Source organism: Methanobacteriaceae archaeon, from assembly GCA_013403005.1.
GTDB lineage: Archaea > Methanobacteriota > Methanobacteria > Methanobacteriales > Methanobacteriaceae > Methanobacterium.
In genome coordinates, this window is sequence record JACBOA010000011.1 from 30366 (window position 1) to 45958 (window position 15593).

Annotated in this window: 14 protein-coding genes; 8 read left to right on the top strand and 6 right to left on the bottom strand. The window is 30.8% G+C overall.

What is annotated here, in order from left to right:
• Positions 1-92: 92 nt before the first annotated feature.
• The gene (locus HVN35_08485; GenBank protein NYB52578.1) at positions 93-602 is read right to left on the bottom strand and encodes a hypothetical protein; all 510 of its coding nucleotides are present in this window, start codon (positions 600-602) and stop codon (positions 93-95) included.
• Positions 603-705: 103 nt separating this feature from the next.
• Positions 706-1164, bottom strand: a complete 459-nt coding sequence (locus HVN35_08490; protein NYB52579.1) for a hypothetical protein — start codon at positions 1162-1164, stop codon at positions 706-708.
• A gap of 57 nt (positions 1165-1221) precedes the next feature.
• Between HVN35_08490 and HVN35_08495 the strand changes: the two genes are divergently transcribed.
• The 8 genes from HVN35_08495 (at position 1222) to HVN35_08530 (ending at position 10532) form a co-directional block, all read left to right on the top strand.
• The gene (locus HVN35_08495; protein NYB52580.1) at positions 1222-1800 is read left to right on the top strand and encodes an RNA-binding protein; all 579 of its coding nucleotides are present in this window, start codon (positions 1222-1224) and stop codon (positions 1798-1800) included.
• 211 nt (positions 1801-2011) lie between these two features.
• Complete coding sequence (locus HVN35_08500) at positions 2012-2506, top strand: methyl CoM reductase subunit C (GenBank protein ID NYB52581.1); 495 nt, start codon at positions 2012-2014, stop codon at positions 2504-2506.
• Between the two features lie 101 nt (positions 2507-2607).
• The gene (locus HVN35_08505) at positions 2608-2865 is read left to right on the top strand and encodes a TIGR00304 family protein (protein ID NYB52582.1); all 258 of its coding nucleotides are present in this window, start codon (positions 2608-2610) and stop codon (positions 2863-2865) included.
• 91 nt (positions 2866-2956) lie between these two features.
• A complete protein-coding gene (locus tag HVN35_08510; GenBank protein ID NYB52583.1) occupies positions 2957-4576 on the top strand; it encodes a hypothetical protein in 1620 nt (539 codons plus the stop codon).
• A gap of 202 nt (positions 4577-4778) precedes the next feature.
• A complete protein-coding gene (locus HVN35_08515) occupies positions 4779-5906 on the top strand; it encodes a glycosyltransferase family 2 protein (GenBank protein ID NYB52584.1) in 1128 nt (375 codons plus the stop codon).
• 11 nt (positions 5907-5917) lie between these two features.
• The gene (locus HVN35_08520; protein NYB52585.1) at positions 5918-7051 is read left to right on the top strand and encodes a glycosyltransferase family 4 protein; all 1134 of its coding nucleotides are present in this window, start codon (positions 5918-5920) and stop codon (positions 7049-7051) included.
• Positions 7052-7123: 72 nt separating this feature from the next.
• Positions 7124-8239, top strand: coding sequence for a glycosyltransferase family 4 protein (locus tag HVN35_08525; GenBank protein NYB52586.1), 1116 nt, complete (start codon positions 7124-7126; stop codon positions 8237-8239).
• A gap of 190 nt (positions 8240-8429) precedes the next feature.
• A complete protein-coding gene (locus HVN35_08530) occupies positions 8430-10532 on the top strand; it encodes a DUF2206 domain-containing protein (protein NYB52587.1) in 2103 nt (700 codons plus the stop codon).
• 28 nt (positions 10533-10560) lie between these two features.
• Here HVN35_08530 and HVN35_08535 read toward each other — a convergent pair whose 3' ends face one another.
• From HVN35_08535 to HVN35_08550, 4 genes are all read right to left on the bottom strand, one after another.
• A complete protein-coding gene (locus tag HVN35_08535) occupies positions 10561-11535 on the bottom strand; it encodes a glycosyltransferase (GenBank protein ID NYB52588.1) in 975 nt (324 codons plus the stop codon).
• Positions 11536-11704: 169 nt separating this feature from the next.
• Complete coding sequence (locus tag HVN35_08540; GenBank protein ID NYB52589.1) at positions 11705-12931, bottom strand: glycosyltransferase family 4 protein; 1227 nt, start codon at positions 12929-12931, stop codon at positions 11705-11707.
• Positions 12932-12964: 33 nt separating this feature from the next.
• Positions 12965-14086: a glycosyltransferase gene (locus HVN35_08545; protein ID NYB52590.1), complete on the bottom strand. Its 1122-nt coding sequence runs from the start codon at positions 14084-14086 to the stop codon at positions 12965-12967.
• A 51-nt stretch (positions 14087-14137) separates the two neighbouring features.
• Complete coding sequence (locus tag HVN35_08550) at positions 14138-15295, bottom strand: hypothetical protein (protein NYB52591.1); 1158 nt, start codon at positions 15293-15295, stop codon at positions 14138-14140.
• Positions 15296-15593 lie beyond the last annotated feature (298 nt).

The following is a 15593-nucleotide window of genomic DNA, read 5'->3' on the forward strand; positions in this document are numbered from 1 at the left end:
TTTATGAAGATAAAAAAGAGCTAAGCAAAGATATAATATTTAAATATTCTTATGATCTCTTAGAGTAGTTTTTCCAATATTCAACCACATACTCAATCCCAATAAACATCAGCTGTTGTGAATACATATTTAGATGAAAAAGCCGGGTTAAAAACTGAATTGGTTAAATTTTCTGTTCTAAATGTCTCACAAATTTTTTTCCTAACATAATAATTAATCCTATCTCCTAAACAGTTTCGATCTGTTTTATCTTTAACCGATGATGAAGAAGCATGTATCCGAAGCTGTATCTTTGTTTTTTGATAAGTGGGGTTAAAACCCTGATTAATATAATCAATATTAATTATTTTTACACTGGAAGGATTTAAAAGCCTTTGGTGTTCAAAAGCATAATCATCAAAAGTTTTATCAGGGTATATTGCAAATCCATCCGATAAAGATCCTTCTAATGCTCCTGCACGTGCAGAACTCATAGCTTGATTCAATTCACTTGAATCCTTAATATTGATGGCTAATGGAAATAAAATCATAATACTAAACCCCAATATCATTAGGAATTCAATAGGAAGCTGTCCCTTGAAATCATTTTGAAAACTGCACATGTTACCAACTCATAGGAATTTAACAAGACTTCTTTTTCTTCTTTTTCTGATTAGGGATACAATGGATTATATTATGAAGTTTCAAATAACCGCTGAAATTTTTTTATAAGGATTGATAAAGGATCACTCTGTGACCAGTCTGGTTATTTTTTACATTTCGAATCTTGTAAGTTCTGCTAGGCAGCAGTATAACCTTATATTGATTCATCTCGTAATTAGAGATTATTTTAAAATAAGAAAATGAATAACCACACTTACCTTTGATTTTGACTAAAACACCTGATTGGTTAGTTTCCACTTCGTAATATGATCCATCAATTTGAGAAGGCATTTTTATGGTTATTTCATGGCCTTCCCCTCCTGAATATGATTCTTCAATAGCTTGGGCTATCTTTTCTGATATTAAACGTGCTTCTGATAATTGGGAAGTATGATGCACTGTTTCAAACCTTTCATTAGCAATGGAGAACACCCCACCCAAGATTGCCAAGAGGAACAAAATCGAGAACACAAAATCAATGTTCAAGGATGCCTTATCATCTTTAGTAATAGTTAAACCCATAAACTTATTAATATATTGGTACTATTAATACTTATCTAAATAAAAATAGGAGGAATTATCATGAAAAACTATGAAAAAAATGTTGCAGAAAAAAATAAAGCGTGTGATTTGTTAATTGAATTTAAAGAAAGTGAAAACCCAGGAAATGATTCAATTGATTCATTATTACCCGAAATTAAAGGAATGGAAGAAATTGAAAAAGTTTTAAATAATACAGAAGCTTATTTTTATATTAAGGAATCAGAATTTTACGATGTTGTTACTGTTGATTTATATTCCAACCCTATTTTAGCTATTGAGGAATTCAAAAAGACACCTACAATTGCTATAAAGAAAGTAATACCCCTTGATTTAGTTGTGCCTTCGCTTAAAGAGAATATTATTAGAGATGTTTTGAATTTAGCATCCATTAAAATAAAAAATAATGAATCTTTTACTGTAAAATGTGAAATTCGAAATAAAAGATACATAAAATCTAAAGAGCAATTGATTTATCAAATAATAGATGAAATCTGTAATAAATTGAAGTACAATTATGATGAAAAAAATCCCCACTGGACAATAATTATAGAAGAATTTGGAAAAAACACTGGAATTGGAATAAATAAGACTCAAAATATATTCATAAATCAATAAAACGATTGGCACTACTTTTCATACGCTTTTTATTTACTTTTCCTTTTTTTATTTTTTTACTTATATCTTTTTACCTAAGCTGATTCTTCCATAATTTCCTCTTTATTTCCAATTAATCCGTTTAATAAATTCATGTAATTTTGATGGAATGTCAAAACAAAGAGATAATTTTATTTATAATATCATGGAGATGGATTATAGGGTTTTTGATATGTACAATATATTGCTCTTCAGTGGTGGGGTATACAAATTTGAACTCCTGGCAGAATACATTGAAGATGTAGGTGGTTTACTAGTGCAGGAAGATCGTCTTCATATATCTCGTGGGAGTTATTTTCTTTCAGAAGAGATGAGGGTAATTTTAATTGTGCCCCAAAGTGAAATTTCAAGTGTCAAATCCTTTGCCTATGATATAAAAGGAAATATTGAAGAATTAAAATTAGAAAAAAATCTTGAAAGCAAGCTTAAAAACTCTTTAATTATATACAATATTTTGTCTAAGAAAGAAAATTGGATGGGAATAACTGAAATACTTGATCAAATACAAAAGGATACTCAAGGAAATTATTATAATGAACTTGAATCAGATATAAAAGATTCCGAACATGATTTGGAAAAGTGTTTAGAATTAATGCTTTCATTAAAACTCATTAAAAAACGTAAACATAACGAAATTGATGAATATCATCTCGTTCAAAAAAATTAAACTGAGATGTATTTAGTACCATGTTCTGGACCGAATTTTTAATAAATGAATTTAGATTTAGGATTTAATTTACTATTATTGGAATAATTTAGTGATAAAAAATGATTAAAGGAGAAAGCCTAATTTTTATTGGAATTGCTGCTGTAATACTTGGCATATTACTTATCTTCATAGGCTCAGCTGTTCTATCATCAGGCAAAAACGAAGGCCATAATGAGGTTAAAACAGGTGGCATTATCCTGATTGGGCCAATACCCATCATATTTGGAAACGACAGAAACACGGTTCTTACAGTTTCATTGGTGGCTATTATAATAATGGTGATATTCTATCTCCTGTTTTATAGGGGAAGTACCTGATGATTTTTAATCCCCTAATCCCATCAAAAATCTATCAGAATTTAAATAATTTTTCAGATGATCTAAACATAAAGGAAATAAAGGTCTTATTATGAATTTAATCAATTTAAAAGATAAAAAATTCTTAATCGCATTACCTGCATTGGCTGCGCTCTTTATTGCCCTAATTCCCACCCTGAAATATCAGTGGCCACTGGGTTGGGATATTATTTATCACATACAATACGCCCAAGTATACACTAATTATGGATTCACTCTGACTGATCCTCTCCTACAATTTCCAGTTGGTAAGAAAATAGGTTATCCTCCTCTGTTTCACTTTTTGATTGCTGTATTGGGGTCAGGGCTTGGGATTGATTATTTCCAGATATCTCGGTTCTTACAACCAATTCTGGCCATGTTAGTAGTTTTATCAGTTTCATATGTAGGTTACAAATTTTATGGACCAATTGCAGGATGTGGTGCGGGTTTCCTAATGTTATCAAGTTATCTGGTGAGTAGGATAATTTTACCCCTTCCTGAGAATTTAGCATTAATATTCCTACCATTGGCTGTTTATTTATATTATAAATCTTTAATAAACAGCAAAATTAAGTTTGCTTTTTACAGTGGATTGCTTTTCATAGCAGTAGTTTTGACTCATCAAGCTGCCACTTTATGCCTTTTTTTAGTGATTGTCAGTGTGACAATTATGGAACTAGTAGTTTATCGAAATTTAGGTGTTTGGAAAAGTATAACTTCCTTTTTCATACCACTTGTATCTTTATTAATTACAATTATCATCTTCATCCAAATCTGGGCACCTGAAATCCTGCAAAACATTATTCAACATGGAATTTTTAGCGTAACAGGTTTGAGCACATCTATCAATAACCGACCCCTGGGTATTTTCAGTTATTTGGGTAATCTAGGAATTTTAGTGCTGATATTTGCAATCATTGGCTTAATTAACTCATTGAAAAATCATCAAAAGAAAGATCTGGTCATATTATTATGGACAATTTCCATGCTCATCCTAAGCTATGCATACTTATTCGGAATCAATGTTATTTCATACCGAGTGCTGATATACATTTTAATACCTCTAAGTATATTAGGTGGATCTGGATTTTATTTTGTTTATCTGAAAATAAAAGATAAAGAGATTTTATCTTCAAAAAAAATTCAAACATGCTTTTTAGTTTTGATAATTGGTTTATCCTTACTAAATGGATTTTTAACAGTTGCAAGCCCTAAAATTGCCATTTTTGGAGTTAAAAATGAAATAAATACAGTTCAAATTGCCCCACCATCGAATTCAGAAGTTGATTTGGCCAACTGGTTAAATGAAAACGGGAATAAAAGCCGTTCATTTGTCATATCAAACCAGTTTACTGGCACATTCTTAGTAACAAAGACAAATATCCCTCTTCACTTTGGGTTTGAGTATTATTCAACTAATGAAAAAGTTCCTATTCAAGGAAAATTTGTTAATAACAGCCCACTTACTGCCTTCAGAGATGAAAATATTGGATACATAATTTATGATAAGAGATTGATTATTATACCTCCTGAAAACTATCTTTCAATGCGTATTATTGACTCAGAATTTTACCCACTATATTATTTCACTCAGGATATTGCCACAAATATCAATGAGATCAAACCCGATTTCTCAAGGGTTGTATATGAAAACCAAGATTTTATTGTTTGTGAAGTAGATTTTAAATAATTCAAGAGATATATTCGATTTCTAATAGAGAATAAAAAATTTTCATTGCAGTATTAAAATTGAAAATCAAAAAGAATTTAAAACAAATATTGCCGGATACCATATAACTTTGAACTAGAACCAATATAAATAAATAAACCATCATCAGTATAAAAATAAAAAATCATAAAAACTCATGTTTAATAATTATTTAAGTGATTCTATGAAATTATCTGTAGTTATCCCCGCTCTAAACGAAGAAGGAATAGTTGGAAAAACTGTTGAATCTGTGCCTTTAAAAAAATTAAGTGATGCGGGGTTTGAAACCGAAATTATAGTTGTTGATAACGCATCCGAAGATAACACTTCTCAAGAAGCCATGGAAGCCGGTGCAAAGGTTGTTTGTGAAAAAAATCGAGGATATGGAAATGCTTATCTTCGAGGTTTCCGTGAAGCATCTGGAGATATAATAGTAATGGGAGATGCCGATGGAACATATCCCTTTGACGAAATATTAGAATTTATTCAACCCATTTTAAAAGAAAATGCAGAATTTGTTATGGGTTCCAGATTAAAAGGTAACATAAAAAAAGGCGCCATGCCTGCCCTTCATAGATACATTGGAAATCCTTTTCTGACATGGGTTTTAAACGCCCTCTTTCATACAGGAATATCTGATGCTCATTGTGGAATGCGTGCCATGACTAAGGAAGCATGGAATAAAATGGATTTAAAAACACCTGGAATGGAATTTGCTTCAGAAATGGTCATAGAAGCATCCCGAAAAAATTTAAGAATATCCGAAGTTCCTATTACCTATTACCCTAGAGAAGGTGAATCGAAACTTAGTTCATTTTCAGACGGATGGAGACATCTGCGTTTTATGATGATGTATCGTCCAGGACCATTTCTGTTCATACCTGGTATTATAGTGCTAATGTTAGGTATACTTCTAACAGGAGTAGCCTTGTTCCAAGGCATTTCTCGCATGCATTCATTAATTTTGGGAGGATTGCTCTTACTAATTGGATACCAAATGCTTCTTTCATGGCTTTATTTTGGAGCATTTGGAGCCTCTTACGGAATTTATCGTAAAACAAGCCTATCAAAAAAAATAATGAATTACCACTCCCTTGAAAAAGAGCTCATTATTGGAGTATTCTTTTTAGTCTTTGGAGTATTAATTGGACTTAATGTACTTTACAATTGGGCTACGGGTGGTTTTGGAGCGCTTTATCAAGTTCAGAGTACAGTTATTGCCATGATTCTATCTATTTTAGGAATACAAACCATTTTCTCAGGAATGTTTTTAAGTTTGTTATTGTTGAATCAAGTAGATGAGAGTAATTAAGTGGAGTTTAAATGAAAATTGCTTTTATTTATGACACTGTTTATCCCTGGGTTAAGGGAGGGGCTGAAAAAAGAATATACGAACTTGCAAGAAGATTGGTTAAAAATGGGCATGAAGTCCATTGGTACTCCTGGGGATGGTGGTGGCCAGAAAAAGGCAAAAAAGACATAATATTAGAAGGTATTCACTTGCATGGAGTCGGTCAACCCCACTCTTTATACAATGGAAATAAACGATCTATTAAAGAAGCCATTCTTTTCGCTGTGAAACTCTGGCCGCAACTTAATAAAGAAAAATTTGATATCATTGATTGTCAGGGATTTCCATTTTTCTCCTGTATCACAGCAAAAATCCACTCTATTTTTGGAAAATCTAAATTAATAATTACTTTTCATGAAGTGTGGGGTGATTATTGGTACCAATATTTAGGGTATTTAGGATTTTTCGGAAAGCTTGTAGAGAAATTCATTTTTCGTTTAACTAACCGAATTATTACTGTATCTTCAAAAACACAGCAAGATCTTCTAAAACAAATAAATGCTTCTGAAGCTAAAGTGATTCCCAATGGTATTGATTTTAAGGAAATCATTGAAGTTAAACCACATAAAAATCATCACCAAGTTGTATTCGCCGGTAGATTGATTAAAGAAAAACGAGTAGATTTGTTAATTAGAGCACTAGCCTTTGTAAAAAAGGATGTGACCAACATTAAAGCCATAATTTTTGGCGAAGGGCCAGAAGAACAAAAAATAAAAAAACTCGCTGATGAACTCGAATTATCAAATAATATTACATTCAGAGGATTTCTTGAAAACCATCCCGATCTTATTTCACATCTAAAATCATCAGAAGTATTTGTATTACCATCCGAAAGAGAAGGCTTTGGTATAATAGTCATTGAATCAAATGCTTGTGGGTTACCTGTAGTTATAGTTCAGAGTTCTATGAATGCAGCTGTTGATCTAGTAAACGAGGGAATGAATGGTTTCATAGCAAATTCAACAGTTGAAGATCTTGCCAAGAAAATTACCCTAGCCTTGCATGAAAAAAAGAGCATGAGCGATAATTGCATCGCTTTTGCTAAAAAATATGATTGGGATAATATAATCCCAGTTCTTGAAAATTATTATTATAACTCCTTATAGAAGACCAAAAATTAGAATCTCACAATAATACAATAATAATTCAATAAATTAAATATTTTTATGAGGGAGATTATGAAAATACTTCAGACTCCAGTTAGATTTTACCCATATATTGGTGGGGTAGAAAACTATGTTTATTACTTATCCCAAGAATTAGTTCAAATGGGCCATGAGGTTAATGTTTTATGTGCAAATGAGCCTGTTTCAGCTGAATATGGAACGGTTAATGGAATAAATATTAAAAGACTATTTTCAATTGGTAAAATAGCCAATACAAACCTAACACCCGGACTTCTTCGAGCTTTATCGCGTGAAGATTTTGATATTATCCACACACATATCCCAACACCATGGAGTGCTGATCTAAGTGCTTACATATCTTCAAAAAATAAAAAACCATTGGTCTTAACGTATCACAATGACGTAACTGGAAAAGGATTTGCAAACCATATAGCAAAATTATATAACGCTACTGGACTGCAAAGAGTTCTCAAAAAAGCTGACAGGATTATAATTACCCAAGCAAGCTACTTTGAATCATCCCCATATCTCAAGCCTTACCATGAAAAAATTTTGGTTGTTCCCAACGGAGTTAATATAAATAAGTTTCAACCATCAAAAGCGAAAGAAAAAAACACTTTGTTCTTCTTAAGTGTTCTTGATGAATATCATAAATATAAAGGTTTGGATTACCTTTTAAATGCCTTGAAAATTGTTAAAAATGAAATAAAATCTGTTAAACTAATTGTAGGAGGTAAAGGAGTTCTTTTAAAATCATATGGAGAATTAGCAACCAAATTGGGATTGGAGGAAAATGTGGAATTTGTTGGTTTCATACCTGATGATAAACTCTCTGATTATTATAGTCAAGCTAATATTTTCGTACTTCCCTCGATTTCTCCAGTACAAGAAGGCTTTGGAATAGTTGCTCTGGAAGCTTTAGCTTGTAAAACACCTGTTGTAACCACCAATATTGTTGGGATAGCTGATGATTTAAAAAAAAGTGAATCTGGAACAGTAGTGAAACCTAAAGATGTTGAATCCCTTGCCCAAGGAATTATAAAAATTCTAAATAATCAAAAACTTCAATTAACAATGGGTGAAAACGGGCGAAAGATGGTTGGGGAAAAGTATACTTGGAAAAAAGTAGCAGAAACCATGGTCAATATTTATAGTGAGATAATTTAGTAAGAATTGTTCTATAACTAATAATTAATGTTATCATTATATTTTATAAGTAAGATACTTCCAATAATTCAAAATCAAGAAAAAATAATGATAATAAAAGCTTTAATACTATTTAAGCAATATTTAATTTGACGAGATTAGGTATAAAACATTGTCGAATGGGAAAATTAAATCCTGTATAATAATATAGATGATAATTATGAATCTAAGGCTAATTAATTCAATAAAAGGCAGATACTTGCTGTTAATTATTATTACACTAATATTAACAGATATTACTATAATCTTAGATATTAGTTATCTCAGAGAGGCCTTATCTTTCCTTTTTTTCACAATTATTCCCGGTTTGATAATAATTCAGGTTTTAAAACCTGAATTAGAATTTGTGAAAAAAACTCTACTATGGGTTGGGATAAGCATTGCATTACTCATATCCACTGGTTTGATTCTTAACGCTTTATATCCGTCAATTGAATATCCTTTATCTTTAAAACCAGTTCTGATTACTCTCAATGGAATAATGATTGGATTAGTAGCTGTTGCCTACAAATTCAAACCTGACAATTTTTGTAATAAAAAAATTTTTAACTTTAATCTGGATTTGAAAGGTAAATTAATATCACCCCTAATTTTACCGATTCTGTTTCCATTGTTGGCTGTTATTGGCACATATTCCATGAATTTATTTCAAAACAATATAATTCTAATGATCTTATTGTTCTTGATACCGATACATATAATCATAATAACTTACTTTAACGAAAAAATTCATCCTATTAACTACCCTCTTGCTCTCTGGCTAATAGGGATGAGTTTATTATTGATGCATAGTTTAACATCTAATTTTGTTTTAGGTCGTGATGTTCATATAGAATATTACACTTTCCAATTGACCTTAAACAGTCATTACTGGGACATCAATCAATTTTACAACCCCTATAACGCCTGTCTGAGCATCAACATACTGCCGACCATTTATCAAGTATTGTCAGACATGAATCCAGAATATGTATTCAAATTGTTTTTCGCTATAATTGGTTCCATACTTCCAGTAGTTTTATACAAAGTATTAGAGAATTTTTTAAAAAATCGTAATGCATTTTTAGCATCTTTGCTTCTGGTTTTTCAGGCATTTTTTATCAATCTCACAGGATGCATAAGACAAGAAGTGGCTATTCTATTCTTCTTCCTATCCATATTAGTGCTCTATCAAAAAGATTTCTCAAAGTCAATTCCATTAAAAGCCTTATTTTTAATTTTAGTATTTTCCATGGTAATGTCACATTACACAACTTCTTATGTGGCTCTAGTTATTCTTGTACCTTTATTACTCATACCTTTCTTTAAGGGATTGCTAAAAGAAAGAAAAATTATCAGCACCAACTTAGATGTTATAGTTTTATACATCCTCTTCGTTGCTGTTTGGTTCATATTTTATGCAAATGTCCAGTTTCAAGCAGGTTCAGAAGTTATTGGGGCTACTGTAGGGGCTACTGTTGCAGCAACAGGGACTTCTTTGGTAGCAAGAGAAAGTACTATACTAAACATGATTGGAATAGGAGTGAAATCACTTCCCAACCTTATTGCAATAATCATAAATGACCTAATATTCCTAACAATTGGACTAGGGTTACTTAGAATACTATGGAAACATAAACATTACATGAAAAAGTTGGGTGACCAATATTTATTAGGATCACTTCTTTCTGTTGCTTTATTAGCCGGATTCATTATACTACCCTATATTTCATTTTATTACGGTCCAGACCGCCTTTTCTTCCAGCTTTTAATTTTCACAGGACCATTATTTATATTTGGCTGTTTACAACTTGGAAAAATTGTAAAAAAACCCCAAATTACTCCTTTTATAGTTTTAATCATGTTATTGTCAGTTTTCGCAGTAAACACTCATCTTCAATATAATTTTTTAGGTGAACCATTCAGTGTAGAATACAATGATAAAGGCGTTGTTCGAGGAGAACTATTTATTTATAATGGAGAAGTTTCCGCAGCTAAATGGATTAAAAATTATGGATATGATAATAGTTCAATTAATGGAGATGCAATCAGTTATTCACGATTACTCATGGGAGGTGTGAAAAAATCATCCATTAAAGGTATTAACTTCAATAATCACACTGTTGATGGCTACTTATATCTCGGTTTTTATAATTTAAATGAGAATAAATTTTTTGAAACATATGAATTACAGACATCAGTTGATAAATATTCATATTTCTTCTATGGTAAAAGCAAAATATACCAAAATGGAATAGCCACCATTTGGCTGTGATAAATGGGCACGTTGATCAAAAAAAATACTATTTCTCAACCAATTCTTCCAATAATCTGTTGAAAGCCCTGAAAAAAGCAGCATTTTGTGATTTTTCATTAAATTCTTCACTTATTTTCTTACAACATCGGGAAATTCTATCTTTCCACTGTTTATCTTTTTTGTAGATTTTTAAAATATCTGCAGCCAATTTTGGAGGATCATTACTCTTAAGGATTAATTTTTCAAGTCCGTTTTGCTGCAAAATCATTGCTTCACCTACATTTTCAGTAATTAATGGAATCATTCCTGCTGACATTGCTTCAAATACAGTTACCGGGCAAGAATCAAAATCTGCAGGGTGAACATAAAGTGAACAATCTGCAAAGTATGGCTTTAAATCTCTCTTAACTCCTTCTTTATGAAGCCATTCAAAATCTTCTTTTACTTCTTCAACACATGACCCGATAAGATACAATTCAAACTTTTTTTCTTTCAAATTTAGAAGCTTGACGGCATCCACTAAAAGATCAAATCGTTTGCAGAATTCTTTATTTCCAATGAAAAGTAATTTATTAGAATCTAAATTCGAATTAGTTTCAAAACTATTATTATTTCCATATGGATATACTGTGTAAATTGGTATATCAGGTAGATGATTCTGTGCCAGCTTACTATTTAGATCTGAAATTGCAATTATGCCATCGACATATGACAACAGAAATTCAACAATTTTTCGTAACAAAAAATTCATTTGAGGGAGGTCATAAAAAAGAGTGTCTGCACTGAGCAATACGATATTGATATTATGATTTCGCATCTTTTTGAGAACTGCGTAGGGTAATCCTAGTCCACCTTCACAAAAAATCACATCTGGAGAATCATCATCAAATAGCGATTTTAAAAGATTTTTAAATATTTCAGAGTAATGATCTCCGTATCTTTTCCAATTAGAGGTAATAGTAGAAGCGAAGCCACCATGCACTGGATGAGGGCCTTGGTGAATGAATAAAATTTCCTTCATTTTTATAACCTTATTTATTAAAATCTAAATTAAATTGTTGTTTATCTTAATTTAAATGATCAAAATTCTAAAAATGGTTTGATTATAGTCCATCGATTATCTATTTCATGTATTTGAAGTGAATTATATTTTCTACAGTTTATTCTGTAAAAAACAAATTATCAGAGGCTTAATCATTTAAACTATTTAGTATCCTATTGTATAATTTAATATAAACTTTAACAATTTGCCCCCAATCAAATTTCCTTACATCATCCACATTATTGGAGGATATTTTCTTTCTTAAATCATCATCCCCATACAATGTTAAAATGGCATCAGCTACGTCTTCAGGAGTTGGATCCACTAGTATGCCATTTCGATAGTTGGATATAATTTCTGCAGCCCCAGTGGTTTTCGTTCCAATTACCGGAATTCCTAATGCCATTGCCTCTAAATAAGCTAATCCAAATGATTCTACTCTTGAAGGTAATGCCATGACATCAGATGAATTCAGAACATTATAATATTCTTTTTTATTTAAAAAACCCATGAAATTCACATTAGACTCCAAATCATATTGCTTAATTAACTGTCTTATTATATGGTCTTGAGGTACATCTAATGCTATTGATAGTTCAAATGGAACTTTATCCTTAATTAAATTTAAAGATTTAATGAGAATATCCCCCCCTTTAGTAAGTTTAGGCCCGCCTGGAAAAAATATGTGAAATTTATAGTCAGATCTTGAATTTTTTAATGTTTTAAAATTTATTTCATCAATATCAATACCATTCGGTATTACCACACTATCATGATTGGGTATTTTTATAATTTCGTGAAATTCCTTTTGAAGGTACGAACTGGGGAATAAAACAGCATCAGCTGTTTCAAATGCATTTTTAAGGAAATTAATGGAATATCGATCACCTAAAAAGGGAATAGAAAAGTCTTGCTGCAATAAGGAAAACCAATGTCCATGTAAAGAAGTGATCCACTTAAATTTATCGCTTTTCTCATTCTTAAGAGTGTGCCCCAGAATGTCAGCATACTCTAAATGTGAATGTAGAAGTATTACATCATTATCATGGAGGAATCGCAATAATTTACTCCTGATCCTTTTTAAAAGGATTCTCATTAAAAAGAAATTGATTAAAGGAACTGGATATTGTTTGTTAGTTATCTGAGGATTTTCTGGTTTTAAAATCATTTTAAAAAGAGATGGTGTGTGAAAAACACTGCCCAGATTGAGTTTTTCAACATTAATATCATTGAAGTAATTAGATATCTCTTCATTGAGGATTAGATATACTTCCACATCATTTTTTTGGAGTTGCACAATTAAATCATGCACCACAGTTTCAGCGCCACCCCATCCCTCTGAGATTAATAAAAAACATATTTTCATAATATCCATAGATGTTTGATTTGTAAAATAATTTATTTAAGATTAGATTTTTTTATTATGTAAATAATTATCAATATGTTTCAATATCTCACGTGATTTTTCCATCCACGAGTTTTCCTCAGATATATCTTTTCTAGCTTCTTGCCAAGTAATGTTATCATTTTCTAAGAAAAATTTTAGTGAATTAATAAATTCTTCTGAATCATCTGCCATTTTTAAAACTTTTCCATCGTTAAATCTCTCCAATTCCTTGACTGCAGTAGCTACTACTGGTTTTCCCAAAGCAAAATATTCATATACTTTTATGGGATCTGTACTTAAAGCAACATCACCACTTTGAAAAGGAATAATAGCTACGTCAAACATGTTGACATAACCCGGAACCATTTCATAATTTTTTTGCCCTAAAAAGTAAACATTAATCGGTTTATTTGGATCTTCAGCTTTTTTTTGATTTATAGAAGTCAGTGGTCCTATGAAAACAAAATCTACATCATTAAGAGATCTTGCTGCATGGTAAATCATACCTAAGTCAATCCAATCATAAACTGCTCCAACATAACCCACTACTTTATTTTTTTTATTAAAATCAATATTGTAATTGGATTTTTCTCTGAAAAATTCGGGATCCACCCCATTTGATACCAAAACCGCATCTTTTTTGAACATGTTGAATATTTCTTTTTTTAGTTGATGAGCAGTAGTGAATATGATATCACTTTTTTCTACCAATCTAGAGTGACGTTCATTGAACCCGTACAACTCCAAGGAATCCATGTAATCATAACATATCATATCAAAATCTTCTTCACTTACGTAGGGCTCCCATATTGGAGAAGCCAATATGGCAATTTTAACATCAAAATTATAAACATTTAACCTTCTATTTATTAAGTAACTGATTAAAGGACGAATTAAACTACCTAAACGTCCTAATACTGATATATGCCCCGGAATTGGCATTATTACATTTTTTTGGTCTTTATGGTTTGTTGAAACACTACCTTCTGATTTGAGTTTTAATTGAGGTGGATCAACATAAAATATTTCGTAATCTTTTCCATTATCCTGGCTAACTCTTCGTAGATTATGAAACAATTGTTGTGGTCTCTGTCTGAGAAAATTATAGTTTATACTGGAAAAATAGAATATTGCTTTCTTCATATTTCATAACCTCTATTATCTATTCATAAAATAGCAAATTATTCATTTTAATTAAAAATTGTCTAAAATGGTCTTGAATTTATCCGATATTTTTTCAACACTAAATTTTTCTCTTTTCTGGAGAATATTAAGCTGTTGTTGTGCATATCTTTCAGGATCAGGATTGATTATTATTTCCTCTATTACCTCTCTGATTTCTTGAGTACTACTGCATAAATAACCAATATCCCCCATTAAATCAAAGTAATATTTTAAAAAGGGATTTTCTATGGCTATAACTGGTTTTATACATGAAATTGCATCAGTGAAAACTCCACTAGCTGTGAAACGATAATATTCTGGTTTATGAAGAAACAAAATGTAATCCATTTCATTAATTCGGAGGTAATACTCATCTTCCTCCAAAGGTGATTCGGATATTATTTCTATTAAATTATCATCTACTTGAAGACTTTCATCAATAACATGTCCCACCAATACAAATGAAATATCTTTTTCTTTAAATTTGGTTTTAATATCGTTAGAAAGTTTAAGAAAATCTTCAAATCCCTTCCTCATTGACCCCACCCCCAAAAAACCAAATTTTAATTGACTATAATCCAAATTACTTACATCATAATTCTTAAACACTAAAGGAAAATCAATATACTCTGAGATATCAGCCAATTCAGGAAGTTCTTTAATCAATTCATCCCTTAAGCTCTCCCCGAGAAGCAGATATTTTAAATTAGGGTGGTTAAAGTACTTAAGCCACCATCGAAACCAAAAGAACAAGTCTCGTGATAATGGAATTTGAGTGATTAAATCCAGCTCACTGTGGGGGATTACGAGAACTTTAATATCTTTAAATTTCCTTAATAAAATTTTTATTGCAGCTAAAGCAGAACTGGTAATTGATGTGAAAATAACATATTTGACGTGGTTTGAAGAAGCATAATTTAATAAATCTCTTATCAATCTGTATTCCTTTGGGAATCGCCCCATCCTTGATTTTAATCTCTCTGGAATTTCGACAGATTCGTAAATGATGTTTTTATTATAATTGTTATGTTCATTTTGTTCTAAAATATTTTTAACATATGTTATGTGTGTAACCTCTCCAAAAAATGTAATTTTATCGTTCAAACACATTTCAACTATCTTTATAAATGTTGAATTGAATTCCACATGTTCAAAACCTATGCAAATTGGCTCACAGAGAATAATCATTATAATCACATTAATTCCAATTGATCTATTCAATTTTTTTCTAATTTATTAGGCAAAAGTTATATAAAGTTATATAAATCCATTTAGTTTTTTATAGAAATTTATTTCATGATAATAAATATAATAGGGTGTTAGATTTAATGTGAAAATCTGGGCAATTTTAACTGATTTTTTTGCTTAAATTTGTGTGTATTATAGTTGGTTTATAAAAGTACATTTCCAAATCTTTTTATATTAATTTTAAAGGGTTTTTATATCGAAAAACTTAAATAATGGCTTTTACATAGTATTTTTGGGG